Source organism: Sphingomonas sp. AC435 (genome assembly GCF_979253005.1).
Genome location: NZ_CEEDCJ010000006.1, coordinates 68,595 through 94,102, shown reverse-complemented (window position 1 = coordinate 94,102; position 25,508 = coordinate 68,595). Strand labels below are relative to the sequence as shown.

Here is a 25,508-nt window from a genome sequence, read left to right as displayed (position 1 = left end):
AAGGCCGATCGGCGCGCGGTGCTCGGCTACTTCACCGGACGTTTTTCCAACTTCCGCGCCAGCGTTCGGCGGTGCATGCCCAGCCGGCGTGCGGTTTCGGAAATGTTGAATCCCGTCTCCGCCAGCGTTTCGTTGATATGCTCCCATTCCAGCGTCTTGATCGAGGACGCGCGTTCGCCGATCGCGACATCGGTGTCGCCGGCCGCGCGGCTGAACGCGGCTTCGACATCGTCGGTGTTTGAAGGCTTGGCGAGATAGTGGCACGCGCCGAGCTTGATCGCCTCCACCGCAGTGGCGATGCTGGCAAAGCCGGTCAGGACGACGATCAGCATCTTCGGGTCGTGCGCGTGCAGCCGCTCGACGCAGGTCAAGCCGGACGCCGTACCCAGTTTCAGGTCGACTACCGCATAGCCCGGCGCGGCCTCAACCAGCAGTGCGTCGAGTTCCTCCGGGCTGCGCGCCACCCACACCAGATAGCCGCGCCGTTCGAACGAGCGTTGTAGCGTCCGCGCGAAGGTGGCGTCGTCCTCGACGATCATCAGGCGGCGAACGGGGTCGGTCATCGTCCCTCCGGCTTGGTGACGAGCGGCAGGATCAGCGACACCTGCGCGCCGCCTTCGCGCCGATTTGCGGCCTCCAGACGCCCACCGGAGCGGCGCGCGACGTTGCTGGCGAGGAACAGCCCCAGCCCGTGACCCGCGCCCTTGCTGGAACGATAGGCCTTGCCGATCCCGGCAAGCTGCGTCTCCGTAAAGCCCGGTCCGCGATCCGATACCGTGATCGTCAGCCCCTCCGCGCCGATCGCCGCGGTCAGTTCGACCCCGCCGGGCGCCGCCTCCGCGGCGTTGTCGAGCAGGTTCCAGATCGCCTGCCGGAGCGATGCGTCCGCGACCAGTTGCGCATCGTCGAGATCAGCGCGGCGATAGGCGAGGGGGACGCCCGCATGCGTCGGCTGCCACGCCGAGGCGACCTCGTCGAGAAAGGCGCGTGCCGGGATGCTCGCCATCGCCTCGCCGCGGGGTTCGCCGGCGGAGTGGAGGATGTCGCTGACGATTGCCTTGCAGCGTTCGACTTCCGCCTGCATCTCCTCCAGTTCACTCGCCAGTTCGGGATCGCGCGCCAGCTTCGGCATGCGCCGCCAATCGCTGAGGATCACCGACAGCGACGCGAGCGGCGTGCCGAGTTCATGCGCCGCGCCGCTGGCGAACAGGCCCATTCGCACGATGCCGTCCTCCTCCGCCGCATATTGGCGCAGGTCGGCGAGATACTCGTCGCGGGCGCGCAGATTGCGGCTGATGCGGGTGATGAACAGCACCAGCAGCGTCCCGATCATCGCGAACGCCAACCATGCGCCCAGCGTGTAGAGGTCGCCCTCCTCCGGCAGCAGCCCGACCGGGTACACCAGCGGCACGCTCCGCATCGTCAGCCCGGCGTAGCAAAGGCTGGTCGCGGCGACGAGGACCCATACCGACCACGTCTCCAGCAGGATCGCGCCCAGCACGACCTGAAGCAGGTACAGCGAAATGAAGGGATTGGTCGCGCCGCCGCTCCAGTAGAGTTGCGCGGTCAGCACCGCCATGTCGAACAGCAGCGCCAGCATGATCTGGCCGTTGGTGATCCGGTGCCGCGCGAGCAGACCGACGATCGCCAGGTTCACGACCGCGATCAGCGCTACCGCTCCCAGCATCGGGGCGAGCGGTAGGGGCACGCGCAGGACGACACCGACGAACAGGATCGTCACCAGCTGTCCGGCGCCGGCGATCCAGCGCAATTGCACCAGCTGGCGCATATTCTCCGCCGCGGTCGTTTCCGGCGACAGCGCCTCGCGCGTGGCAAGGCGCGGGCGGGTCAGCGCGAGCAGGGGCCTGTCCATCACTGCGTGCCCTCCTTCCGCCACGCCATCACCGCACCCGCGACCGACAGGGCGGCCAACGCGAACCATGTCAGCGCATAGACGAGATGATTGTTGCGGAAGGCAATGACGGTCAGGCCGCCGACCGGATAGCCGCCGGGGTTGGGCGTCGCGTCGGCGTCGAGGAAGAAGGGCGCGGTGTCGCGCAATCCTCGTGCGCGCGCGATCGCCGCCACGTCGCGCGAGTACCAGCGGCCGGCGGCGGGGTCGTTGCTGCGCAGGAAGCCGCCGCCCGGCTCGGTGGTGCGGAGTAGGCCGGTGATCATCACCGGATCGTTCGACCGTGCAGCCTGCCGCGTTTTCGGGTCACGCCGCTCGTTCGGAACGAAGCCGCGATTGACGAGCAGCGTCGTGGTGTCGGTCCTGAGCGGTGTCATCACCCACCAGCCGGGGCCATAGTCCGTCACCGCCTGCACCAGGGTCTCACGGTCGTTCAGCAGCGTGCCGGTGACGCGGACCCGGCGATAGCTCTGATCCTCGCGCCACGCAGCACGCGGAGGCAGCGGGGCGGGGGCGGCGGTGGAGCGCGCCGTTACCCGCGCGATCAGGTCCAGCTTCCAGGCCCGCCGCTCGACCTGCCACACCCCCAGCGCCGCGAAGGCGAACGCCAGGAGCACGCAGAGGCCAAGCAGCAGGCGGCGCTTCATGGCATTTCGGTCATGCCGGCGCCGGTCATCGGCATCATGTTGCCGTTCAGGTGGAACATGATCCACATCGACCCGCTGATGACGATCGCCACGATGACGATCGTGAAGATCAGTGCGATCATCGTCCATCCCCCTTCGGAGCGTGAATTGACGTGCAGGAAGCAGGTCGTGTGGACGACGATCTGAACGAAGGCGAGGGCGATGATGGCCAGCGCGGTCGCCTGAGCGTCGACCAGCACCCCCGTCATCACCAGCCAGAACGGGATCGCCGTCAACGCCGCCGACAGCGCGAAGCCGATCAGGTAGGTGCGACGCGAGCCGTGGCTGCCGGCGGCAGGGTGGGTGTCGTGGCTCATCGCAGCACTCCGAGCAGGTAGACGAAGGTGAAGACGCCGATCCAGACGACGTCGAGCAGATGCCAGAACATGCCGAGACACATCAGGCGGCGGCGATTGTCCGCGTTCAGCCCGTGCAGGCTCATCTGCACCAGCATGACGCCGATCCAGATCAGGCCGCACAGGACGTGCAGCCCGTGCGTGCCGACCAGCGCGAAGAAGCCAGACAGGAACGCGCTGCGCTGCGGCGTCGCGCCCTCCGCGATCAGGTTCGCGAACTCGTACAACTCGATCCCGACGAACGCCGCGCCGAACAGCGCGGTGATGCCCAGCCACAGGCGCGTCGCGCCCAGCCGCTCTTCGTCCGCCGCGATCGCCGCCATGCCGAACGTGATCGACGACAGCAGCAGCATCGCGGTGTTCACCGCCACCAGCGGCAGTTCGAAGATCTGGCGCGGGGCCGGACCGCCGGCATAGCTGGTGCTGAGCACGCCGTACGTCGCGAACAGCGTCGCGAAGATCAGCGCGTCGCTCATCAGGTAGATCCAGAAGCCGAGCGAGGTGCTCGCTCCCGGACCGTGATGCTCCTCCTCGTCGATGACGTAGAAGCCGGGGGCCGCGCCTTCGGTGGTCATGCTGTGCGTGGACATATCAGGCTCCCGCCACGGCGAGGCTGGCTCGCTCGGCCTCCGCGACCTCGTCGGCCGGGATGTAGTAGTCGCGGTTGTAGTTGAACGTGTGGCCGATCGTCACCGCGATCAGTGCGACGAAGCTCACCACCGCCAGCCACCAGATGTACCAGACCATCGCGAAGCCCAACACCAGCGCGAGCCCCGACAGGATCACGCCCGTGCCGGTGTTGCGCGGCATGTGGATCGGGCGATAGCCCCCGGCGGGCCGCTCGTGCCCGCGCGACTTCATATCGTACCACGCGTCGAGGTCGTGGATGACGGGCGTGAACGCGAAGTTGTACGCCGGCGGCGGCGAACTGGTCGACCATTCCAGGGTGCGGCCATCCCAGGGATCGCCGGTGGTGTCGCGCAGCGCCTCGCGGTTCCTGATGCTGACCGCGATCTGGATCAGGAACGCCAGGATACCGATCGCGATGATCCCCACGCCGATCGCCGCGACGATGAAGAAGGGTTGCAGCGTCGGGTCCTCGAAATGGCGGACGCGGCGCGTCGTGCCCATCAGGCCGACGATATAGATCGGAGTCCACGCGACCCAGTAACCGATCACCCAGCCCCAGAAGCTGACCTTCCCCCAGAACGGGTCGAGGCGGAAGCCGAACGCCTTGGGGAACCAGTAGTACATCCCCGCGAAAAGGCCGAACACCACGCCGCCGATGATGACGTTGTGGAAATGTGCGACGAGAAACAGCGAGTTGTGCAGCACGAAGTCGGCGGGCGGTACCGCCAGCAGCACGCCGGTCATGCCGCCGACCGTAAAGGTCAGCAGGAACGCGACGGTCCACATCATCGGCAGTTCGAACCGGATCTGGCCACGGTACATCGTGAACAGCCAGTTGAAGATCTTGGCGCCCGTCGGGATCGAGATGACCATCGTCGCGATGCCGAAGAAGCTGTTGACGCTGGCCCCCGACCCCATCGTGAAGAAGTGGTGCAGCCAGACGAGGAACGACAGGATCGTGATGACGACGGTGGCGTAGACCATCGACGAATAGCCGAACAGGCGCTTGCCGGAGAAGGTCGAGGTGATTTCCGAAAAGATGCCGAAGACCGGCAGGACCAGCACATAAACCTCCGGATGACCCCAGATCCACACGAGGTTCCAGTACATCATCGGGTTGCCGCCGAGATCGTTGGTGAAGAAGTTGGTGCCGACATACCGGTCCAGCATCAACAGCGCGAACGCCGCCGTCAGGATCGGGAAGATCGCAACCGCCAGCACGTTGCTGCACAAGGCGGTCCAGCAGAACACCGGCATCTTCATCATCGTCATGCCGGGCGCACGCATCTTGATGATCGTGGTGACCATGTTGATCGCCGACAGCGTGGTGCCGACGCCCGCGATCTGGAGCGCCCAGAGATAGTAATCCGGCCCGGTGTCCGGGCTGTTCTGGAGGTTCGACACGGGCACGTAGTTGAGCCAGCCGGCGCGACTGAACTCGCCGACGAACAGCGACACCATCACCAGCAGCGCGCCCGCGACGGTCAGCCAGAAGCTGAGATTGTTCAGGAACGGGAACGCCACGTCGCGCGCACCGATCTGGAGCGGCATGACATAGTTGATGAGGCCGACGACCAGCGGGATCGCGACGAAGAAGATCATGATCGTGCCGTGCGCGGTGAAGACCTGATCGTAATGATGCGCGTTCAGATATCCGTCGCTGCCACCGAACGCGATCGCCTGTTGCAGGCGCATCATCACCGCATCCGCGAACCCGCGCAGCAGCATGATGATGCCGAGGATCATGTACATGATGCCGATCTTCTTGTGGTCGACGGACGTGAACCACTCCTGCCACAACCAGCCCCACAGGCGGTACTTCGTGACGGCGAACAGCAGCGCGCTGCCCATCACCACGACGCCGGCGAAGGTGACGAGCAGGATCGGCTCGTGGATCGGGAAGGATTCGAAGCTCAGACGTCCGAAGATCGTCTTGAGAAGGGATGGATCGATCATGATGGCTCCGGCGGCTTAGCCGCGGGCCGTCCGGGCGATGCCCGGTACGGTCGGCAGAAGGAAGGACATGTCGCGGTTGCGCGGGCTGTCGGGCTGCGTCGATCCCGGCGCGCCGGGTTTGCGCTCCTTGGTGACGTTGGGGGCAGGGGCGATCTCGTCCGCGTCCTTGAACAATGCGCCCTTGGGCCTGGTGCCGCGCGGCGGTTCCGCGGTGTCGCGCCCCTGCGGCATGCCCGAACCGACACGCATGTCGTGCGGATCGCCGCCGCCTGCCCGCTGGTCGCGCATCATCACGTCGCTCATGCAGGGCGTGCCGGGGCGGACGCAGCGATTATAGACCTTGTCGAACAGCCCCGGCTGGAACGCGGCGAAGCGGATCGCCGGCACCTTCTCGCTGGGCCGTTCGAGCTGGAGGTAGGCGGGTGTCGACAGCGACCGGCCGCTCGCCTTTGCGTCGCTGACGAAGCGCGCGAAGCCCGCCGCGTCGACGCCGCGCAGCTTGAAGCGCATGTCGCTAAAACCCGCGCCGCTATAATTGGCCGAGAAGCCCTCGAACTCGCCGGGCTTGTTCAACACCGCGTGCAGCGTGCTGCGCATGCCGGGCATGGCATAGACCATCCCCGCCAGCGTTGGCGCATAGAAGCTGTTCATCATGTTGGTCGAGGTGATGTCGAACCGTACCTGACGATCGACCGGCAGCACCAGTTCGTTGACCGTCGCGATGCCCTGTTCCGGATAGATGAACAGCCATTTCCAGTCCATCGCGACGACCTGCACCAGCATCGGCGCCTGCTTCTTGTCGATCGGCTTGCCCGCCGCGACGCGGTCGAGCGGGCGGAACGGGTCGAGCAGGTGCGTGCTGGACCAGGTCAGCGCGCCGAGCGCGATGATGATGAGCAGCGGCGCAGACCAGATCACGAGTTCCAGCGAGGTCGAATGGTCGAACTTCGGATCGTAGGTCGCGTCGCGATTGCCCTTGCGATAGCGCCACGCGAACAGCACGATCAGGATCAGCACCGGTACGATGATGATGAGCATCAGGCCGGTCGACGCATAGATCAGGTTGCGCTGTTGCAGCGCCACATCGCCCGCGGGGTTCAGCACCGCATGCTGGCAACCGGCCAGAGCGAGCAGCGGGATGAGACCGAGGCGGCGGAGCGCACCCTGGCTTACCCGGCTGCGACCTTTCGCCTCTTCCTTCCGTTCGTCTCGAGTAGCCGTCGAGCCCGTCGAGACGGCGTATCGAGAGAGTAGACCGAAGCGCGTTTCGCGGCCCCTGTCTCTCGACACGGTTTCTCGACAAGCTCGATCCCTGCTCGAGACGAACGGAGGCCGGGAGCCGGGCAATGCGGTAGGTGGGACGGACGGGTGTTCGCGCATGATGGCCCGATACGACCCCGGCGGCCGCGGCCCCATTGGACATTTTGTCCAATCCCGCCATCCGTCAATCGCGGGCAAAGGGGCGCTATGGTAGCCCGTGGGCTGCGCGACGCAGAAGAGCGGCCCGGTGCCGCAGGAGCATGACGGACGATGACAGCCTCCACCGCGAATGCGACCTCGACGCCGCTCGAACGCGATGCGCGCCTCGTCAATGCGGGTGTCGGCCATGATGGCGGGCACCGCATCGCACCGGGCGAGATCGCGATTGGCGTGATCGTCGGGCGGACGAGCGAGTTCTTCGACTTCTTCGTCTACGCGCTCGCCTCCGTGCTGGTCTTTCCGAAGCTGATCTTCCCCTATGTCGATGCGGTCACCGGCACGCTCTATTCGTTCGCGCTGTTCGCGCTGGCGTTTGTGGCGCGGCCGTTCGGCACGCTGCTGTTCATGTGGATCGACCGGATGCACGGGCGCGGCGTCAAGTTGACGCTGGCGCTGTTCCTGCTCGGCGGGTCGACAATGGCGATCTCGCTGCTGCCCAGCTACGCGCAGGTCGGCCCGGTCGCGGCGGTGCTGCTGGGGCTGTTCCGCTTCTGTCAGGGCGTCGCGCTGGGTGGGGCGTGGGACGGGCTGCCGTCGCTGCTGTCGCTCAACGCGCCGGAGGAGAAGCGCGGCTGGTACGCGATGATTCCGCAACTGGGTGCGCCGCTCGGCCTGCTCGTGGCGGTGGCGCTGTTCGGCTATCTGCTGGCGATCCTGTCGCCGGAGGATTTTCTGGCCTGGGGCTGGCGCTATCCGTTCTTCGTGGTGCTGGCGATCAACGTCGTCGCGCTGTTCGCGCGGCTGCGGCTGGTCGCGACGCCGGAGTTCACACGCCTGTTCGAGAGCCGCGAATTGCAGCCGTCGCCCGCGTTCGCGACGCTGTTCAGCGAGTGGCGGACGATCGTGCTCGGCGCGTTCGCCCCGCTCGCCAGTTTCGCGCTGTTCCACCTCGTCACGGTGTTCCCGCTGTCATGGGTGACGCTGTATGCGGGCGAAACGCCGGTGCGCTTCCTGATGATCGAGGCGGCGGGTGCGGTGGTCGGCGTGCTGGCGATCCTCGCCTCGGGCCTGATCGCGGACCGGGTCGGGCGGCGCGCGGTGCTGGGCGTGTCGGCGGTGCTGATCGGTGCCTATTCGGGCTTCGCGCCGCAGTTGCTGGGCGCGGGCGGGTTCGGCGAGACGATCTACATGCTCGGCGGATTCGTCCTGCTGGGACTGGCGTTCGGTCAGTCCTCGGGGGCGGTCAACGACCGGTTCCCGGTACAGCACCGCTATACCGGCGCGGCGATCGTCGCCAATTCTGCATGGCTGATCGGGGCGGGCTTCGCGCCGCTGATCGCTCTGTTCCTCGCCAGTCGCGTCGGGTTGTGGTCGGTCGGCGCGTATCTGCTGTCGGGCGCGATCTGCACGCTGGCCGCCTTGGGGTGGAACAAGGACTGGGCGCGGCGGAGTGCCTGAATGAGGGGCACGCTTTAGCCCCTCCCGTTCAGGGGAGGGGTTGGGCTGGGGCCTCTCCACAGGCGACCTGCTCGCGGCACCGCCCCACCCCCAGCCCCTCCCCTGAACGGGAGGGGAGAAGATGCAAGTCCTCGCCTGACGACGGAGAAGCGGGCGTTATCGAAAGCTGACGGTGGCCGTGACGGGGAAGTGATCGGACGGATAGGTCGTCCCCAGGTGGAATGTGTCCGTCTCCAGCGTCCCAACCTTGAACCCGCGGACGAACAGGTAGTCGATCCGGCGATCCGGGTTGCCCGTGAAGTCGTGGAATGTATTCTCCGGACCGCGAACCTGCGTCGCCGCCGTCCGTGCGTCGGTCAGCGCCTTGGCGAAGCGCTTGTACGCCGCCGTCTCGGGTCGTGCGTTCATGTCGCCCGCCACGATCACCGGCAATCCCGCCGCCAGCTTCGGCAGGCGGGCAAGGATCGTTGCGACGGCACGGTCGCGCGCGTCGTCGTCCTGATCGCGGTGAGCCAGATGCGTGTCGACGAATACGAACCGCTTCCGCTGCTTGCCCGAGGTCGGCTTGCCCAGCGTCTCGAACACCGCCCAGGTCGCCATGCGCGGCAGGTCGGTGCCCCAGCTCGAACTGCCGACGACGTCGGGAGTTTCGGACAGCCAGAAATCACCCTGTCGGACGAGACGCAGCCGGTCGGGGCGATAGAATACGCCCATATGTTCGTCCTTGTGCTCGCCGCGCCGGTCGCGTCCGAACCAGCGATAGCCGGGCAGCGCGCGGACCAGATCGTCGCCCTGCCGCTGCAACAGCTCCTGCGTTCCGATCAGGTCGGGCCGCGCCTGTTTCAACAACGCGATCATCACCGGCCGCCGCACGGGCCAAGCCTGCGGCCCCTCGTCGGAGGCATAGCGGACGTTGAAGGTCATCACCTTCAGCGCCTGGGCGGTGGCCGCGCTCGGCGAGAGCACGAGTGCTGGCAGCAGGAGATGCAGGAACCGGTTCAACATCACTCTCCTTCGAGCGTGGGGGATCGTGGCGCTCTTAGCCACCGCCGCGACGATCAGGCCAGCTCTGCTTCCATTTCGCGACGATGATAGCCGCGGGTGGTCTTCGTCGCCGAACTGCGCTTAGATCGCGGCAATTCGGGGGAGAGCATGATGACGGCATATGCAGGCGCCGCTGCTGGAGACGCGACATTCCAGAGCGACAAGAAGGTCATCATCGCCTCCTCGCTGGGCACCGTGTTCGAATGGTATGACTTCTACCTGTACGGCCTGCTGGCGACGTACATCTCGGCGCAGTTCTTCTCGGGCGTCAACGAAACGACGGGCTTCATCCTTGCACTGGGCGCGTTCGCCGCAGGATTTGCGGTGCGGCCGTTCGGGGCGCTGGTGTTCGGGCGGATCGGCGATCTGGTCGGGCGCAAGAACACGTTTCTCGTGACGATGGGGATCATGGGCCTGTCGACCTTCGCGGTCGGTCTGTTGCCGTCCTACGCAACGATCGGCGTCGCCGCGCCGTTGCTCCTGGTGCTGTTGCGGCTGTTGCAGGGGCTGGCGCTGGGTGGCGAATATGGCGGGGCGGCGACCTATGTCGCGGAGCACGCTCCGGCGCACCGGCGCGGCCTGTATACCAGCTTCATCCAGACGACCGCGACGCTCGGGCTGTTCGCGGCGTTGCTCGTCGTCATCGGGCTACGGACGTTGATCGGAGAGGTGGCGTTCGCTGCGTGGGGATGGCGGCTGCCGTTCATCATCTCGATCGTGCTGCTCGGCGTGTCGTTGTGGATCCGGCTGCAACTGGCGGAGAGCCCGGCGTTCCAGCGGATGAAGGACGAGGGCAAGACGTCCAAGGCCCCGCTGACGGAGGCGTTCGCGCGCTGGGGCAATCTGAAGATCGTGCTGATCGCATTGTTCGGCGCGGCGATGGGCCAGGCGGTGGTGTGGTATACCGGCCAGTTCTACGCATTGTTCTTCCTCGAAAAGATGCTGAAGGTCGACGGCGCGACGACGAACGTCCTGATGGCGGTCGCATTGGCGTTGGGCACGCCCTTCTTCGTGATCTTCGGCTGGCTGTCGGACAAGATCGGGCGCAAGCCCATCATCATGACCGGCTGCGCGTTGGCGGCGCTGACGTATTTTCCGCTGTTCGGCGCGTTGACGCAGGCCGCGAATCCGGCGCTGGCGGCGGCGCAGGCACGGTCGCCGGTGACGGTCGTCAGCCACGATGCGGATTGCTCGGTCCAGTTCGATCCGATCGGTCGCAACCGGTTTGACGCGAAAAGCTGCGACATCGCCAAGTCGTGGCTGGCGAAGAACGGCATCAGCTACGCGAATGTCGAGGCTCCGGCGGGCACGATAGCGCAGGTCCGGATCGGCGATCGCAGCTTCATCGCACCAGATCCTGCCGCCGTGGCCGGAGAGGCGCGCAAGGCCGCGATCGCCGCCTATCAGGCCGAGTTGAAGACCGCGGTCGCCTCGGCCGGCTATCCGGCGAAGTATGATCCGGCGGGCATGAACACGCCACTGGTAATCGCGATCCTGTTCTTCATGGTGCTGCTGGTAACGGCCGTCTACGGACCGATCGCCGCGCTGCTGGTCGAATTGTTCCCGACCAACATCCGCTACACATCCATGTCGCTGCCCTATCATATCGGCAATGGCTGGTTCGGCGGGTTCCTGCCCACGACCGCCTTCGCGATGGTCGCGGCGACGGGGGACATCTATTACGGGCTCTGGTACCCGGTCGTGCTGGCCGCGATCACGCTGATGTTGGGGTTGCTGTTCCTGCCGGAGACGTTCCGGCGGGATATTGAGGCGTAGCGTCTTCTCGCTCCCTCTTCCGGGAGGGAGCGAGAAGACGGCGATCAGAACACCGCCGCCACCATCTGGCGAAAGGCGTCCGCGCGGTGGCTGATCTCGTTCTTGAACGCGTCGTCCATCTCGCCAAAGGTGCGGTCGTGGCCGTCGGGCACGAACATTGGATCGTAACCGTGCCCCTTGTCGCCGCGCACCGGTGCGACGAGCGTGCCATCGACCCGGCCCTCGAACCATTCGACGTGCCCGTCCGGCCATGCCAGCGCCAGCGCGCAGACGAAATGCGCGGTGCGGGCGGGCGGGCTGCCCGTTTCCGCCTCGATCCGGCGGAGATGATCCTCGATCAGGCGCATCGCCATGCCGAAGTCCTTGTCCGGCCCACCCCAGCGCGCGGAGAAGATGCCGGGTTCTCCGTCCAGCGCATCGACGCACAGGCCGCTGTCGTCGGCCAGCGCGGGCAGGCCGGACAGGTCCGCCGCCGCGCGCGCCTTCAGCTCGGCGTTCATGACGAAGGTGGTGCCGGTCTCCTCCGGCTCGGGCAGGTCGAGCGAGGCTGCAGACACGACATCGAGGCCATGCCCCTCCAGCAAGGCCGCGATCTCGCGCACCTTGCCGGGATTGTGGCTGGCGATGACGAGCTTGCCCGGAGCGAGTTTGCGGATCGCCTGCGGTTCCTTGCCCTCGCCGCTCATTTCACGGCTTCGGCTTGGGCGCGGAAGATGTCGGCGCAGCCCATGCGAGCGAGCCTCAGCAGCCTCAGCAGCGCCTCCTCGTCATAGGTCGCGTGCTCGGCCGTCGCCTGCGCCTCGGCGATGTTGCCGTTTTCCAGCAGGACGAAGTTGCCGTCCGCGTCGGCCGCCGAGTCCTCGTCGTAATCGAGGTCGAGGACGGGTGTGCCCTTGTAGATGCCGCAGCTGACCGCGGCGACCTTCTGCGTGATCGGGTCGGTCGTGAGCTTGCCGGACTTCATCAGGCCGTCGACCGCCAGCCGCAAGGCGACCCACGCGCCGGAGATCGAGGCGGTGCGCGTGCCGCCGTCCGCCTGGATCACGTCGCAGTCGAGCACGATCTGGCGTTCGCCGAGCAGCTTCATGTCGACGACGGAGCGCAGCGAGCGGCCGATCAGCCGCTGGATTTCCTGCGTCCGGCCCGACTGCTTGCCCTTCGCCGCCTCGCGGTTGCCGCGGGTGTGGGTGGCGCGGGGCAGCATGCCATATTCCGCCGTCACCCAACCCTCGCCCTTGCCGCGCAGGAAGGGCGGCACGCGTTCCTCGATGGAAGCAGTGACGAGGACCTTGGTGTCGCCGAAGCCGATCAGCACCGATCCTTCCGCATGGCGGGTGAAGCGGGGCTCGATGGTGATGGCGCGCATCTGATCTGGCGCGCGGCCGCTGGGGCGCATTCAACTCTCCTCAAGGTCGGGTAGCCCAAGCCCTAGCGTTCGAGGGCGGCCCACGCCAGTGGCCGTGCGAATGAGGAACCGAGTTATGCACCTTAAGATCACTGCCTTGTTCGCCGCGACGATACTGGCGGGGTGTGCGACCACGCCTCAGCCGGGTGGCGCGCCGGTGCCGATCGAGCGGGAGGAGATCAGCTACTCGACGGCGCCGTGCTTCGGTACCTGCCCGGTCTATACGGTCACGGTTCATCCCGACGGCAGCGGTGTGTTCGAGGGGAAGGCGCATACCGCAGTCACCGGGCTGCGGTCATTCACGACGACACCGGATGCGTACCGCCGCTTCGCCACCGCGTTGGCACCGTATCGCCCCGCCTCCGGAGAGCGGCTGATCCAGCCGGGAAGTCCGGATTGCGGCAACGCGCCGACCGACATGCCGAGCGTCGACGTGCAATGGACCGGGCTGGAGGGGGCGGGACAGCATCTGTCGCTCTACTATGGCTGCCGTCCTGACAATGACGATCGCATGCGGACGGCACTCCGATCCGCCCCGGACCTGCTGCCGATCGACGCGTTCATCGGGAAACGGTGACCCGGTCCCTCCCAATCAGGGGCCGGGATGAAGCGGCGCTTTATCCCGGCCTCGGGACAGCCTAGATCATCCCTATGGCCCCGCCCGTTACCGAACTGACCGACCGCGCTCGCGAGATCTTTCGCGCGGTCGTCGACGGCTATCTGGCGAACGGTGCGCCGATGGGGTCGAAGACGATCGCGATCGCCTCCAGCCTGAACCTGTCACCGGCATCGATCCGCAATGTCATGGGCGAACTCGAGTCGCTGGGTCTGCTCGCTTCGCCGCACACCTCGGCAGGCCGCGTGCCGACCGAGCGCGGGCTGCGGCTGTTTGTCGACGGCATGATGCAGGCCGCCGAACCGTCCACGGAGGAGCGCACCGCGATCGAGGCGCAACTCGCCGCGCGTGCGCTGCGCGCCGGGCCGGTGGAGGACGCGCTGGCCGCTACCACCGCCGCGCTGTCGGGACTGTCGGCGTGTGCCGGGCTGGTGCTGGTGCCCAAGCGCGAGGTCACGCTGCGCTCGATCGGCTTCGTGCCGCTGTCGAGGATGCAGGCTTTGGCGGTGATGGTCGGGGAGGACGGCGCGGTCGAGAACCGCGTCATCGACCTGCCCGACGGAATGGACCCATCCGCGCTGGTGGAGGCGGGCAATTACCTGTCGGCGACGCTCGGCGGACTGACGCTGGCAGAGGCGAAGTCGCGGGTGGAGCGCGAGCTGGCGGACGGGCGCGCGGCGCTGGATGCGTCGGCGCGCGCGCTTGTCGAACGTGGCATCGCGATCTGGAGCGAGGACGACCGCCGACGCCCGGTGCTGATCGTGCGCGGGCAGGGGCGACTGATCGATGCCGCCGCCGCCGCCGACCTCGACCGCGTCCGCGACCTGCTCGACGATCTGGAGGGCAAGCAGGAGATCGCCTCGCTGCTCGACTCGGCGCGCGTCGGCGACGCGACGCGCATCTTCATCGGCGCGGAAAACAAATTGTTCGCGCTCAGCGGATCGTCCGTCATCGCGCGACCGTTTCGGGGACCGGGCGGGCAGGTGGTCGGCGTGGTCGGCGTGATCGGCCCGACGCGGTTGAACTACGCGCGCGTCGTGCCCATGGTGGATTTCACTGCGGCGACGCTCGCTCGCCTGATGCAATAAGTACAGGGACTATGATGATCGACAACGAGACCGAAACCGCCGGAGAGGACCTGCGCGCCGAGACCGCCGAGGCGGCGCCGGAAGTCGCGGAACACGACTTGTCGCAGGGCCGCATCGCCGAGCTGGAAGCGCAACTGGCGGAGGCGAAGCAGCAGGTGCTGTATGCGCAGGCGGAGGTGCAGAACGTCCGCCGCCGCGCCGAGAAGGAAGCGGTCGATGCTCGCGCCTATGCGACCACCAGCTTCGCGCGCGACATCCTGTCGGTTGCCGACAATCTGTCGCGTGGTCTGGCGGCAATCCCGGCCGACTGGCGCGCCGACGAGAAGTCGAAGGGTCTGGTAACGGGTCTGGAAGCGACCGGACGCGAGCTGGAAAGCGTGTTTCAGCGCCACGGCATTACCAAGATCGAGGCGATGGGCGCGACGCTCGACCCCAACAAGCATCAGGCGATGTTGGAAGTGCCGAGCGATGCGCCGCCGGGCACCGTCGTGCAGGAGATGCAGGCTGGGTACATGATCAAGGACCGCCTGCTGCGGCCGGCGCTGGTCGGGGTCGCCAAGGCGGGGTGATCTGACGCTGGCTATCCCTGCCGCCAGTACCGGGGTCCCGGCAAGGCGGGGACCCAGTGAGCCACGAGTTCAGCATCTGCGGCTCACTGGGTCCTCGCCTTCGCGGGGACACGGGATCGCGTTAAGCCGGCTGTCCGCCCCCACCGGTCGCCCCGAAGATTTGGCCGGTCGAGAAGGACAGCGCCGGATCCGCTGCCGCGACGTACAGCCCGGCAATTTCCGCCGGTTGCCCCGGCCGACCCAGCGGCGAGCTTTCGCCGAACGACTTCTGCTTCTCCGGCGTCGCGCCGCCGCTGACCTGTAGCGGCGTCCAGAATGGTCCCGGCGCGACGGCGTTGACGCGGATGCCCTTTTCCGCAAGCTGCTTGGCCATCCCCTTGGTGAAGTTCAGCACCGCGGCGCGCGTCATCGCATAGTCGATGATGTCCTTCGATGGATCGCCCGCCTGTTCGGACGACGTATTGACGATCACGCTGCCTGCTCCCATCCGTGCCACCGCGGCTTTCGTCAGCCAGAACGGTGCGTAGACGTTGGTCTTCATCGTCGCGTCGAAATCCTCCGAGGAAATGTCGGCGATCGTCGGTCTCGTCTGCTGGCGCGCGGCGTTGTTGACGAGGATGTCGAGCCCGCCGAGCTTTGCGGCCGCCTGCTCCACCAATTTCCGGCAGAACGCCTCGTCGCGCAGGTCGCCGGGGATCGCCACGGCGTTGCGCCCTTCCGCCTTGATGAGCGCGATCACCTCGCGCGCATCGGGTTCCTCCGCGGGCAGGTAGTTGATCGCTACATCGGCGCCCTCGCGCGCATAGGCGATCGCGGCGGCGCGACCGATGCCGCTGTCGCCGCCGGTGATCAGCGCCTTCTTGCCTGCGAGCCGGCCGGAACCCTTGTAACTCGTCTCGCCGTGATCCGGCCGTGGAGTCATTTTCGACGCAAGACCGGGCCAGGGCTGGCGCTGAACCGGGAAGGGCGGCTTCGGATAGGCGGCGGCCTGCGGCGTGGTTGCCGGCTTGGCGCCCTGCGCGATGGCCGGTGCGGCGGCGGCGACGCCTGCGGCGAGGGCCGCGCCGGTGACGAAGGTTCGGCGGTCGGTATCGGTCATGTTGGAAACTCCCGTGCTTCCAAATGCTAACCGGTTGCGAGCACGGCAGTTCCTTGGCGAAGGGTTTCCGTCGCGATCCGCGCGCGGTAGATGCGGCGGCCATGAACCCGAACCCCAACCCGAACCTCAGCGCCGACCGCCCGACCTTCGTCACGCATCTGGAATGCTCGATCACCGGTGAGCGGTACGACGCGGACCAGCTTCACGGCCTGTCGCGGGCGGGCCGGCCGCTGCTGGTCCGCTACGATCTGGACGCCATCGGGACGGCGCTGTCGCAGGACGCGTTGGAGGCGCGCCCGACCGACCTGTGGCGCTGGCGCGAATTGCTGCCGGTCCGGCGAACGGAAAACGTCGTCAGTCTGGGCGAGATCGAGACGCCGCTGATCCCGATCCCGGCGTCCGGCGGCGGCAACGTGCTGGTGAAGGACGAGGGGCGCTTGCCGACCGGCAGCTTCAAGGCGCGCGGCCTCGTCATGGCGGTTTCGATGGCGAAGGAACTGGGCGTGACCCGGATCGCGATGCCGACCAACGGCAATGCCGGCGCTGCACTGGCGGCCTATGCGACGCGCGTCGGGATCGAGACGATCGTGTTCTGCCCGGAGGACACGCCCGAGGTGAATGTCCGCGAGATCGCGATGCAGGGCGCGCGGGTCTGGCGGGTCAACGGCCTGATCGACGATTGCGGCGCGATCGTCGGCAAGGGCGCGGCGGAAGGTCGCTGGTTCGACTTCTCGACCCTGAAGGAGCCGTACCGGATCGAGGGCAAGAAGACGATGGGTCTGGAACTCGCCACCCAACTTGGTTGGGAACTGCCCGACGCGATCTTCTATCCCACCGGCAGCGGCACCGGCCTGATCGGCATGTGGAAAGCGTTCGACGAACTGGAGGCGCTCGGCTGGATCGGGGCGAAGCGTCCACGCATGTACGCGGTGCAGGCGTCGGGCTGCGCACCGATCGTCCGCGCGTTCGAGGCGGGCGAGGAACATGCCGAGCGCTGGGAGGATGCCCACACCGTTGCCGCCGGCATCCGCGTGCCGAAGGCGGTGGGCGATTTCCTGATCCTGCGCGCGGTGCGGGAGAGCGGCGGCAAGGCGCTGGGGGTCGGCGATCCAGCGATCCTGAAGGCGGTGGGCGATTGCGCGCGCAAGGACGGCTTGCTGCTGTGCCCCGAAGGCGGCGCGACGCTGGCCGCGTACCGCGAGGCGGTGAAAACCGGTGAGGTCGACGAGGACGAGCGCGTCGTGCTGTTCAACTGCGCCACCGGACTGAAATACCCGATGCCGCCAGCGCCGCAGACGCTCGACCGGCATGCGCCGATCGACTTCGATCGTCTGTGACGCGCCCGTGATCCGGATCGCCGCCCTTTATCGGTTCGCCCGCTTCGACGATACCGCTTCGGTGCGCGAGCACCTGGAGGCGGTCGCGCAGGCGGCGGCCATCCGCGGTACGCTGTTGGTCGCCAGCGAAGGCGTCAACGGGACGATCGCCGGCGCTCCCGATGCGATCGACACGGTACTGGCGGCGATCCGCGCCCTGCCCGGATGCGCGGACCTGAAGCCCAAGCTCGCCGAGGCGGAAACGATGCCGTTCCACCGGCTGAAGGTGCGGCTGAAGGCGGAGATCGTCACGATGGGGGTGCTCGACATCGATCCGCTGGACGATGTCGGTACCTATGTCGCGCCCGCCGACTGGAACGCGCTGGTCGACGACCCCGACACCGTCGTGATCGACACCCGCAACGCGTATGAGGTCGCGGTCGGCAGCTTCGCCGGGGCGGTCGATCCCAGAACCGACAGCTTCCGCGACTTTCCGGCGTGGGTGGAGGCGCACCGCGACGATCTGGCCGGCAAGCGCGTCGCGATGTTCTGCACCGGCGGCATCCGCTGCGAAAAGGCAACGGCGTATCTGAAGCGGGAGGGGGTGGGGGACGTGTTCCACCTCGACGGCGGCATCCTCCGCTATCTGGAGGAGGTGCCGGCGGCGGAGAGCCGTTGGACTGGCGAGTGCTTCGTGTTCGACGAGCGGGTGGCGGTCGGCCACGGACTGACGCCGGGCACGCACGTCCTGTGCCGCGGTTGTCGCATGCCCGTCAGCGAAGCCGACCGCGCGTCGCCCTTGTACGAAGAAGGGGTGGCCTGCCCCCGCTGCCATGCCGACCGTACCGATGAACAACGCGCCGGCTATGCGGAGCGGCACCGGCAGGTGGAACTCGCCGCGGCTCGGGGCGAGGCGCATGTTGGGGCGGTGGCGTCGGAGTGACCGCGCGATCTGTCAGGTCGCCGGAGACCATGATGGAACAGCGGTGCCGGTGAGCGGGACCAGCGGCACAGCCGCTCAGAACGGCAGCAGCCCCTCATACACCTCCACCCCCGGCGCGCCGACGACCTTCGCCCCGGCGCGCAGGAGGAAGGCGTGGCGGACGATCTCCGCCTGTTGCTCGATCCCGTAGCGGTGGAACGGCTGGCCCGGCTTCAGCGCATAGTCGTAACGGCAGAACGGGTGGCGCTTCAGCGGCAGGCAGAGTCCGCACTGATGCTGCCAGACATGCACCATTTCGTGCAGGAACAGCCCCTGCAATTGCAGCCCGGCTGCCGCATAATCCTCGCGCCAGTCGAGATTCTCGGGATGCAGGTGAATGTGGCCGCGCGGTGCCATCACCGTGCCGCGCGGTTGGAAGAACGCCCATTTCCAGCGGCGTATCTCGACTCCGGCATAATCGATCCGGTCGCCGAACATGCCGCGCGCCAGCGACACCTCACCGGCGGTCAGCGGTCTGGCGGAGCGGGGCGGCGTCACTTGGGGGCCGGATCGCCCGCTGCGATCGCCCACGCCTTGCGCTGCATCCGCGACCCGTCGGAGAAGGTGAAGGTCAGGATCGTCGTGCCGCCGGGCTTCAGCGCCGGGTTCACCCCGAACAGCATCAGATGACGCCCGCCGGGTGCGAACACCACATCGCTTCGCGCCGGCACTGCGACGCGGGTCAGCGGCGTCATCGTCATCGTGCCGCCCGGCCCCTTCATGCTCTCGTGCATTTCGGTGCGCACGGCGAGATCGGCGGCGACGTTGATCAGCACTGCGTCCTTGCCCGCCCCGTGCATCTTGAAATAGCCCGATGCGGGCCGGCCGGCGACGGCGGGCAGGCGCACCCACGGGTCCTCCGTCTCCACCGTCTCCGCCTTCAGGCAGCCGGCGAGCATCGCCGCAGCGCACATCACCGGTGCCATCCTTATCAAAAGCCCGCGCATTGCCGCCTGTCCCTTCGCGATACGAAGCACGCACTAGGTTCCACGACTTCTTGCGGCAAGCGGCACGCCACCTATATCGCGCCCATCAACCAGTGATTGCGCCGCCGTAACGGGGCGCAGTCCCAAGGGCCTATTTTGTTTGTTGAGGGGCATCTACGACTCATGGCTAAAGTAATCGGCATCGATCTCGGCACCACCAACAGCTGCGTTGCGGTGATGGAGGGCGGCAAGCCCAAGGTGATCGAGAACGCAGAGGGTGCACGCACGACCCCGTCGATCGTCGCCTTCGCCAAGGACGGCGAGCGGCTGGTCGGTCAGCCCGCCAAGCGTCAGGCGGTGACGAACGGCGACAATACGATCTTCGCGGTGAAGCGCCTGATCGGCCGCCGCTTCGACGACCCGATCACCAAGAAGGACACCGAGCTGGTGCCCTACAAGATCGCGCGCGGTTCGAATGGCGACGCGTGGGTCTCGGCCGGGGGCAAGGATTACAGCCCGTCGCAGATCAGCGCCTTCACGCTCCAGAAGATGAAGGAAACCGCCGAGTCCTATCTGGGCGAGACGGTGACGCAGGCGGTCATCACGGTCCCGGCGTACTTCAACGACGCGCAGCGTCAGGCGACCAAGGACGCCGGCCAGATCGCGGGCCTTGAAGTGCTGCGCATCATCAACGAGCCGACCGCGGCGGCTTTGGCCTATGGGCTGGAGAAGCAGGACGGCAAGACGATCGCGGTCTACGATCTGGGCGGCGGCACGTTCGACGTCTCGATCCTGGAGATCGGCGACGGCGTGTTCGAGGTGAAGGCGACCAACGGCGATACGTTCCTGGGCGGTGAGGATTTCGACAACAAGCTGGTCGAGTTCCTGGCCGAGGGCTTCAAGAAGGACGAGGGCATCGACCTCGCCAAGGACAAGCTCGCGCTCCAGCGCCTGAAGGAAGCCGCCGAGAAGGCGAAGATCGAGCTGTCGTCGGCGGCCTCGACCGAGGTCAATCTGCCGTTCATCACGGCCGACCAGAACGGGCCGAAGCACCTCGTGAAGACGATCAACCGCGCCGATCTGGAGCGGCTGGTCGACGACCTGATCAAGCGCACGATCGAGCCCATGAAGAAGGCGCTGGCCGATGCCGGCCTGAAGACCGACGACATCAGCGAAGTCGTGCTGGTCGGCGGCATGACGCGCATGCCGAAGGTGCGCGAGGCGGTGAAGGCGTTCTTCGGCAAGGACCCGCATACCGGCGTGAACCCGGATGAGGTCGTGGCGATGGGCGCCGCGATCCAGGCGGGCGTGTTGCAGGGCGACGTCAAGGACGTGCTGCTGCTCGACGTGACGCCGCTGTCGCTGGGCATCGAGACGCTGGGTGGCGTGTTCACCCGGATGATCGATCGCAACACGACGATCCCGACCAAGAAGGCGCAGACCTATTCGACCGCCGACGACAACCAGGGCGCGGTGACGATTCGCGTGTTCCAGGGCGAGCGGGAGATGGCGGCGGACAACAAGTTGTTGGGACAGTTCGACCTGGTCGGCATCCCGCCAGCACCGCGCGGCGTGCCGCAGATCGAGGTCACGTTCGACATCGACGCCAATGGCCTGGTCAACGTGTCGGCCAAGGACAAGGGCACGGGTAAGGAGCAGCAGATCCGCATCCAGGCGTCGGGTGGCCTGTCCGACAACGACATCGAGCAGATGGTTCGCGACGCGGAGCAGTTCGCCGAGGAGGACAAGAAGCGCCGGGCCGGTGCCGAGGCGAAGAACAACGCCGAATCGCTGATCCACACGACCGAGCGTCAGCTGGCCGACAATGGCGACAAGATCGACGAGTCGCTGAAGGGTGAGATCCAGACCGCGATCGACGCCGCGAAGGCGGCGGTCGAAGGCGGCGAGCCCGATGCGATGAACGAAAAGGCGCAGGCGTTGGCGCAGGTCGCGATGAAGATGGGTCAGGCGATCTACGAGAAGCAGCAGCAGTCGGAGGCGTCCCCCGCATCCGACACCGCCGACGCGCCCAAGGAAGACGTGGTCGACGCCGAGTTCTCGGAAGTCGACGACAACCACAAGGCGTGATGCACCTCCCGCCGTCGCTCCCGGATCGGAGTGACGGCGGGTTGGTCGAGGGGCAGTGATGAGTACCCAGGTCGACTATTACGAGCTGCTCGAATGCGAGCGCACCGCCGATGCGGGGACGCTGAAGACGGCGTACCGGAAGCTCGCCATGAAGTATCATCCGGACAAGAATGCCGGGTGCAAGGATTCGGAGGCGCGCTTCAAGGCGGTGTCCGAGGCCTATGACGTTCTGAAGGACCCGCAGAAGCGCGCGGCCTATGATCGCTTCGGCCATGCCGCATTCCAGCAGGGCGGCGGTGGCGGCGGCGCTCAGGATTTTGGCGGCTTTTCCGACATCTTCGAAAGCGTGTTCGGCGAATTCATGGGCGGCGGTCGTGGCGGTCGCCAGCAGGCTCGGCGCGGTGCCGACCTCCGCTATGACATGGAAGTCACGCTGGAACAGGCGTTCCACGGTCATGAGACAGAGATCACCGTCGACGTCTCCGCGCCGTGCGACACCTGCCACGGATCGGGCGCGAAGCCGGGCACCCACGCCGCCACCTGTCGCCAGTGCAACGGCCACGGAAAGGTTCGCGCGCAGCAGGGCTTCTTCGTGGTCGAGCGCGCCTGCCCGGTGTGTCAGGGATCGGGTCAGGTCATCGCCGACCCGTGCGGCGATTGCCGCGGCGAAGGCCGCGTGGACAAGACCAAGACGCTGTCGGTCAACGTACCGGCCGGTGTCGACGAGGGCACGCGCATCCGCCTGACCGGCGAAGGTGAGGCGGGAGCGCGCGGCGTGCCGCCGGGCGACCTCTACATCTTCCTGCACGTGAAGCGGCACTCGCTGTTCGAGCGCGAGGGAACGACGCTGTTCGCGCGCGCGCCGATCAGCTTCACCACCGCAGCGCTCGGCGGATCGCTGGCGATCCCCGGCCTCGACGGCCGCACGCACGAGGTGAAGATCCCGGCAGGCATCCAGTCCGGCAAGCAGTTGCGGCAACGCGGCGCGGGCATGCCCGTGCTGCAGGGCCGCGGTGCCGGCGACCTCGTCGTCCAGATCGAGGTCGAGACGCCGACCAAGCTGTCAGTTCGCCAGCGCGAACTGCTGGAGATGTTCCGCGAGACGGAAACCGGCGACGAATGTCCGGAAAGCCAGGGCTTCTTCGCGAAGCTGAAGGGTGTTTTCGCGGCGGAATAGGTCACCGGACGGGCGGGCCCGCGGGCGATCTTTGGGGAGGCGCTACACCGTCTTCGCTTCCCTCCCTTTGAGGGAGGGGCCGGGGGTGGGTGGAGGCCGGGCGATACGTCACCCGGTGCGCGGCCGGTGCCGTATCGCGAGCCCCCGACCCACCCCCGACCCCTCCCTGTCAGGGCGGAGAGAAGCCGGCGGGATGCCGTTGGGCGTTGCGTCAGGTCGCCTCGACGGCGAGCCGCATTTCTTTACTCCCTCCTTCTCAGGGAGAGGAGAAGCGAGTCCGAACTTTGAGGCGTGCAATCGGAACGGGCGCAGAGGGCAGCCTGCCCGCCCCCTCTCCCGAGAGGGCGGCTGGCCGATGGATCAGAAGGTGGAAACGACCACCCCGACCACCAGCGCCTGTACCGCGATCACCAGCAAGGAGCTGGTCACGGTTTCGAACATACGCATGGTTGAGTCTCCGCTGCCGGAGATATATCCGGCAAGCGATAGATGGCGATCATTGCTACGTTGCGCAATTTCGTAACTTACCGCTGCGATTGCACGGAATGCATGTAGAGCAGTTAAGACGTTCGCACGTCATTCGGATCGGATACGCTAGGTTCGACTCAGCAATTCGGGGGAAGATCACATGGGCGCGGCGAACGAGCGGTGGTTCAAGGCAAACGATACGCTGGCGGATGCCACAGGTATCTCTCTCCGGCAGGCGATCGAGCATCGTTATGGCGCGGCGGAACCGCGGCCGGTTGGCGGGATGGATAGTCCCGACGCGGTGACGCTGCCGGTGGGAACGCGGATCGTCCGGTTCGACGGCAGTTCCCGTCCCAGCCTAGCAGCGCAAGGTAAATGGTGGATGGAATGGGGGCAGTATCAGCGACTGGCGACGATCAGCCGCGCCGCCGCGACGGACCTGAACACCATCTTTCGGCAACTTTGCTACGTGCCCGCCGAATGGAACAACCTGCACGTCGTGATCCAGGCTCAGGTCGTGGCGCCGCTGATGGCCTATCGCGGTGCCGGCGTGCCGGTGGCGAAAGTCGGGCCGACCGTGGCGGTGGCGAACATCCTGGGCGCGTCGCCGATCATACAATTGTACATCCCCGGCCTCGCCAGCGACGCCGGCAAGCAGGCGATCGCGATCGAGCGGCAGAGCTTCCAGCCAGGTACCGTCTGACGAAGGTCAGGCCGCGGTTAGCCGCCGGACGAAACCATCAGCTTCGTCCTGCAGACGCGCCGCGACGCTGCTGAGGCTGCTGGCGGCGCGGGCGACGCGATCGGACAAAGTCTCGGTGTCGCCGGCCATGCGGACGATACCCGAGAATTCGTGGCTCAGCGCGTCGGCGCCGCCTGCGGCGGTGTCGGCGGCCTCTTCGATCAGGTCGGCGGTGTCGCGCTGGCGGGCGACTTCGGCGCGGATCGTTTCCGCCACGTCGGCGACGTCGTCGACGGTGCGGCCGATCGCGGCCAGCGCCTCGCGCGCCTCGCCCGCGCCCCCGGCGATCGACCCGGCCAGCGATCGAATCTGGTCGGTCGCGCCCGTGGTCTGGCCGGCGAGCAGTTTCACCTCCCCCGCGACGATTGCAAAGCCGCGGCCGACTTCGCCGGCACGGGCCGCCTCGATCGTGGCATTCAGCGCGAGCAGGTTGGTCTGCCCGGCGATCGCGCTGATCGTGTCGGCGAAGCCGCCGACGGTGGCGGTGCGCGAGACGAGGGCATCGACCGCCTGATGGCCGGTGTTGCTGAGCCCGCGTGCCGCGCCGCTCAGGCTGGCCTGACGTTCGACCGATCCGCTGATCGTCGCAATCGAGCGGCTGAGATCGTGGACTCGCTCCGCCAGGCGCGCCGCGCTGCGTGACGATTCGCTGACGGTATTGGCTGTCCCGGCGGCATCGCGGCTGGTCTGTTGCGCCAGCTGGTGCAGCGCCTTGGCCGAGGCGTCGAGGTCGGTGCAGGCGGTACCCATCGTCTCCACCACGCCCGCGATCGACCGGCGAAAGCCGTCCGCCAGCGCGACCAGTTCGGTGCGGCGTGTCTCCGCGGCGGTACGTTCTGCGGCTTCGCGACGGGCGGTCTCGGCCTGTGCGCGCTGCTCCGCGGCATGGGCGGCGTCCAGTGCGCGCTGGGTTTCGGTGCGGCCGGCGATCGCCGCCTCGGTCAGCCGGCGGCTCTCGCCCTGCACCTCGCGCCGGTTTTTCAACAGGCGGCGCAATTGCGCGGTGATGTAGCTGAGCGCCGTGAACTGCAACAGCACGGCCGTCCCGTGGAACAGCACGCGACCGATGCCGGCCTGATCGGCGAACACCCATTGCGGCATGACCCACTCGCCGATCAGATGGTGGACGAGGATCAGCCCGGATGCGAGCAGCAGGGGCCGCCAGTCGCACAGCAGCGTCAACGCCGCGAGCGCGACGAAGAAATACATATGCCCGTCCATCTGCCAGGCATGCCCGGTCAGCATCATCACCAGCAGCGCCGGATGCGCCGCCGCCAGCGTCGCGACGGTCAGACGGGCGGGCAGATCGTGCCGGCGGTGGTGCAGGATCAGGGTCGGCGCGGCGTTGATGGCGATCCCGGCGATCGTCACCGGCAGGGTCAGCGTGCTGCCGACCGCCAAGCCCAGCAGCGCCAGTATGACGGTTGCGCCCCAACCCGCGATCACGATCATGCGGATGCCGTGCAGCCGCAGCGGGGCGAGGTCGAGCACCTCCTCCGGCGTTTCCCGGGACATCATCGGCCGCACCAGATTGCGGGCGCCGCGACGGCGAGTACGCCGCTCGCCAGCAAGGGCCGAAACAGTCGCGCGCGTTCGCCGCGCACGATCAGCGTACCGGGGAGGGGGCCGAGCCCGCCGATGCGCGCACCGTGATCCAGCGCGAGGTCGACGATCGTGGCAGCCCGCTCTGCCGTCAGCGGCACCAGCAGCATCGCGCCTTCCGCCGGCGGCATCAGGACGCTGCCGCCCAGCAACATGACGACCGCCGCGCCTTGGAACAAGACGAGGCGATAGG

25 protein-coding genes are annotated in these 25,508 nt (G+C 67.2%); 10 read left to right on the top strand and 15 right to left on the bottom strand.

Features of this window, described 5'->3' with window-relative positions; translation table 11 throughout:
• Positions 1 to 26: 26 nt before the first annotated feature.
• Genes AC0CH8_RS12920 through cyoA form a run of 7 tightly spaced genes read right to left on the bottom strand, consistent with a single transcriptional unit; the run spans position 27 to position 6,641 of the window.
• Entirely contained in the window at positions 27 to 563 is a 537-nt protein-coding gene (locus AC0CH8_RS12920) for a response regulator transcription factor (protein ID WP_204196810.1), read from the bottom strand.
• Positions 560 to 1,873 carry an ATP-binding protein gene (locus AC0CH8_RS12915; RefSeq protein WP_465240245.1) on the bottom strand — a complete coding sequence of 438 codons (1,314 nt, stop codon included), beginning with the start codon at positions 1,871 to 1,873 and terminating at the stop codon, positions 560 to 562. The genes AC0CH8_RS12920 and AC0CH8_RS12915 overlap by 4 nt, the downstream gene beginning before the upstream one ends.
• Positions 1,873 to 2,559 (bottom strand): SURF1 family protein, encoded by a 687-nt coding sequence (locus AC0CH8_RS12910; protein WP_465240244.1) that lies wholly within the window; start codon positions 2,557 to 2,559, stop codon positions 1,873 to 1,875. Before AC0CH8_RS12910 ends, AC0CH8_RS12915 begins: the two co-directional genes overlap by 1 nt.
• On the bottom strand, positions 2,556 to 2,915 hold the full coding sequence (cyoD, locus tag AC0CH8_RS12905) for a cytochrome o ubiquinol oxidase subunit IV (protein ID WP_204196813.1): 360 nt from the start codon (positions 2,913 to 2,915) through the stop codon (positions 2,556 to 2,558). The genes AC0CH8_RS12910 and cyoD overlap by 4 nt, the downstream gene beginning before the upstream one ends.
• Complete coding sequence (gene cyoC / locus AC0CH8_RS12900; RefSeq protein ID WP_465240243.1) at positions 2,912 to 3,544, bottom strand: cytochrome o ubiquinol oxidase subunit III; 633 nt, start codon at positions 3,542 to 3,544, stop codon at positions 2,912 to 2,914. The genes cyoD and cyoC overlap by 4 nt, the downstream gene beginning before the upstream one ends.
• 1 nt (position 3,545) lies before the next feature.
• Positions 3,546 to 5,540, bottom strand: coding sequence for a cytochrome o ubiquinol oxidase subunit I (gene cyoB, locus AC0CH8_RS12895; protein WP_465240242.1), 1,995 nt, complete (start codon positions 5,538 to 5,540; stop codon positions 3,546 to 3,548).
• Positions 5,541 to 5,555: 15 nt separating this feature from the next.
• A complete protein-coding gene (cyoA, locus tag AC0CH8_RS12890; RefSeq protein WP_465240335.1) occupies positions 5,556 to 6,641 on the bottom strand; it encodes a ubiquinol oxidase subunit II in 1,086 nt (361 codons plus the stop codon).
• 429 nt (positions 6,642 to 7,070) lie between these two features.
• Between cyoA and AC0CH8_RS12885 the strand changes: the two genes are divergently transcribed.
• On the top strand, positions 7,071 to 8,417 hold the full coding sequence (locus tag AC0CH8_RS12885) for an MFS transporter (protein WP_204196816.1): 1,347 nt from the start codon (positions 7,071 to 7,073) through the stop codon (positions 8,415 to 8,417).
• Positions 8,418 to 8,573: 156 nt separating this feature from the next.
• Here AC0CH8_RS12885 and AC0CH8_RS12880 read toward each other — a convergent pair whose 3' ends face one another.
• Positions 8,574 to 9,422, bottom strand: coding sequence for an endonuclease/exonuclease/phosphatase family protein (locus AC0CH8_RS12880; protein WP_465240241.1), 849 nt, complete (start codon positions 9,420 to 9,422; stop codon positions 8,574 to 8,576).
• 147 nt (positions 9,423 to 9,569) lie between these two features.
• Between AC0CH8_RS12880 and AC0CH8_RS12875 the strand changes: the two genes are divergently transcribed.
• Entirely contained in the window at positions 9,570 to 11,237 is a 1,668-nt protein-coding gene (locus tag AC0CH8_RS12875; RefSeq protein ID WP_465240240.1) for an MFS transporter, read from the top strand.
• 44 nt (positions 11,238 to 11,281) lie between these two features.
• Here the strand turns inward: AC0CH8_RS12875 and rdgB are convergent, their stop codons facing one another.
• Positions 11,282 to 11,923, bottom strand: a complete 642-nt coding sequence (gene rdgB / locus AC0CH8_RS12870) for an RdgB/HAM1 family non-canonical purine NTP pyrophosphatase (RefSeq protein WP_465240239.1) — start codon at positions 11,921 to 11,923, stop codon at positions 11,282 to 11,284.
• Positions 11,920 to 12,633 (bottom strand): ribonuclease PH, encoded by a 714-nt coding sequence (rph, locus tag AC0CH8_RS12865; protein WP_465240238.1) that lies wholly within the window; start codon positions 12,631 to 12,633, stop codon positions 11,920 to 11,922. The genes rdgB and rph overlap by 4 nt, the downstream gene beginning before the upstream one ends.
• 85 nt (positions 12,634 to 12,718) lie before the next feature.
• Between rph and AC0CH8_RS12860 the strand changes: the two genes are divergently transcribed.
• The 3 genes from AC0CH8_RS12860 to grpE all read left to right on the top strand — a co-directional run bounded on the left by AC0CH8_RS12860 (position 12,719) and on the right by grpE (position 14,915).
• Positions 12,719 to 13,219, top strand: a complete 501-nt coding sequence (locus tag AC0CH8_RS12860; RefSeq protein WP_465240237.1) for a DUF6438 domain-containing protein — start codon at positions 12,719 to 12,721, stop codon at positions 13,217 to 13,219.
• Positions 13,220 to 13,293: 74 nt separating this feature from the next.
• A complete protein-coding gene (gene hrcA / locus AC0CH8_RS12855; protein WP_465240236.1) occupies positions 13,294 to 14,346 on the top strand; it encodes a heat-inducible transcriptional repressor HrcA in 1,053 nt (350 codons plus the stop codon).
• Positions 14,347 to 14,360: 14 nt separating this feature from the next.
• On the top strand, positions 14,361 to 14,915 hold the full coding sequence (grpE, locus tag AC0CH8_RS12850) for a nucleotide exchange factor GrpE (RefSeq protein WP_465240235.1): 555 nt from the start codon (positions 14,361 to 14,363) through the stop codon (positions 14,913 to 14,915).
• 121 nt (positions 14,916 to 15,036) lie between these two features.
• Here grpE and AC0CH8_RS12845 read toward each other — a convergent pair whose 3' ends face one another.
• Positions 15,037 to 16,014 carry an SDR family oxidoreductase gene (locus AC0CH8_RS12845; protein WP_465240234.1) on the bottom strand — a complete coding sequence of 326 codons (978 nt, stop codon included), beginning with the start codon at positions 16,012 to 16,014 and terminating at the stop codon, positions 15,037 to 15,039.
• Between the two features lie 101 nt (positions 16,015 to 16,115).
• On the opposite strand from AC0CH8_RS12845, the gene AC0CH8_RS12840 reads away from it, so the two are divergent.
• Together AC0CH8_RS12840 and trhO are read left to right on the top strand one after the other, a co-directional pair.
• Positions 16,116 to 17,351: a threonine synthase gene (locus AC0CH8_RS12840; protein ID WP_465240334.1), complete on the top strand. Its 1,236-nt coding sequence runs from the start codon at positions 16,116 to 16,118 to the stop codon at positions 17,349 to 17,351.
• Positions 17,323 to 18,273 carry an oxygen-dependent tRNA uridine(34) hydroxylase TrhO gene (gene trhO / locus AC0CH8_RS12835; protein ID WP_465240233.1) on the top strand — a complete coding sequence of 317 codons (951 nt, stop codon included), beginning with the start codon at positions 17,323 to 17,325 and terminating at the stop codon, positions 18,271 to 18,273. Before AC0CH8_RS12840 ends, trhO begins: the two co-directional genes overlap by 29 nt.
• A gap of 75 nt (positions 18,274 to 18,348) precedes the next feature.
• On the opposite strand, the gene AC0CH8_RS12830 is transcribed toward trhO, so the two are convergent.
• Complete coding sequence (locus tag AC0CH8_RS12830) at positions 18,349 to 18,750, bottom strand: vgr related protein (RefSeq protein WP_465240333.1); 402 nt, start codon at positions 18,748 to 18,750, stop codon at positions 18,349 to 18,351.
• A gap of 56 nt (positions 18,751 to 18,806) precedes the next feature.
• Positions 18,807 to 19,226, bottom strand: a complete 420-nt coding sequence (locus AC0CH8_RS12825) for a copper chaperone PCu(A)C (RefSeq protein WP_465240332.1) — start codon at positions 19,224 to 19,226, stop codon at positions 18,807 to 18,809.
• Between the two features lie 195 nt (positions 19,227 to 19,421).
• Here AC0CH8_RS12825 and dnaK point away from each other — a divergent pair, with 195 nt between their 5' ends.
• The 3 genes from dnaK to AC0CH8_RS12810 all read left to right on the top strand — a co-directional run bounded on the left by dnaK (position 19,422) and on the right by AC0CH8_RS12810 (position 23,674).
• Positions 19,422 to 21,326 (top strand): molecular chaperone DnaK, encoded by a 1,905-nt coding sequence (gene dnaK / locus AC0CH8_RS12820; protein WP_465240232.1) that lies wholly within the window; start codon positions 19,422 to 19,424, stop codon positions 21,324 to 21,326.
• Between the two features lie 58 nt (positions 21,327 to 21,384).
• Positions 21,385 to 22,503 carry a molecular chaperone DnaJ gene (dnaJ, locus tag AC0CH8_RS12815; protein WP_465240231.1) on the top strand — a complete coding sequence of 373 codons (1,119 nt, stop codon included), beginning with the start codon at positions 21,385 to 21,387 and terminating at the stop codon, positions 22,501 to 22,503.
• Between the two features lie 628 nt (positions 22,504 to 23,131).
• The gene (locus tag AC0CH8_RS12810) at positions 23,132 to 23,674 is read left to right on the top strand and encodes a hypothetical protein (RefSeq protein ID WP_465240230.1); all 543 of its coding nucleotides are present in this window, start codon (positions 23,132 to 23,134) and stop codon (positions 23,672 to 23,674) included.
• A gap of 6 nt (positions 23,675 to 23,680) precedes the next feature.
• Here AC0CH8_RS12810 and AC0CH8_RS12805 read toward each other — a convergent pair whose 3' ends face one another.
• Both AC0CH8_RS12805 and AC0CH8_RS12800 read right to left on the bottom strand, forming a co-directional pair.
• Positions 23,681 to 25,231, bottom strand: coding sequence for a methyl-accepting chemotaxis protein (locus AC0CH8_RS12805; protein ID WP_465240229.1), 1,551 nt, complete (start codon positions 25,229 to 25,231; stop codon positions 23,681 to 23,683).
• Positions 25,228 to 25,494: a hypothetical protein gene (locus AC0CH8_RS12800; RefSeq protein WP_465240228.1), complete on the bottom strand. Its 267-nt coding sequence runs from the start codon at positions 25,492 to 25,494 to the stop codon at positions 25,228 to 25,230. The genes AC0CH8_RS12805 and AC0CH8_RS12800 overlap by 4 nt, the downstream gene beginning before the upstream one ends.
• Between the last annotated feature and the right edge of the window lie 14 nt (positions 25,495 to 25,508).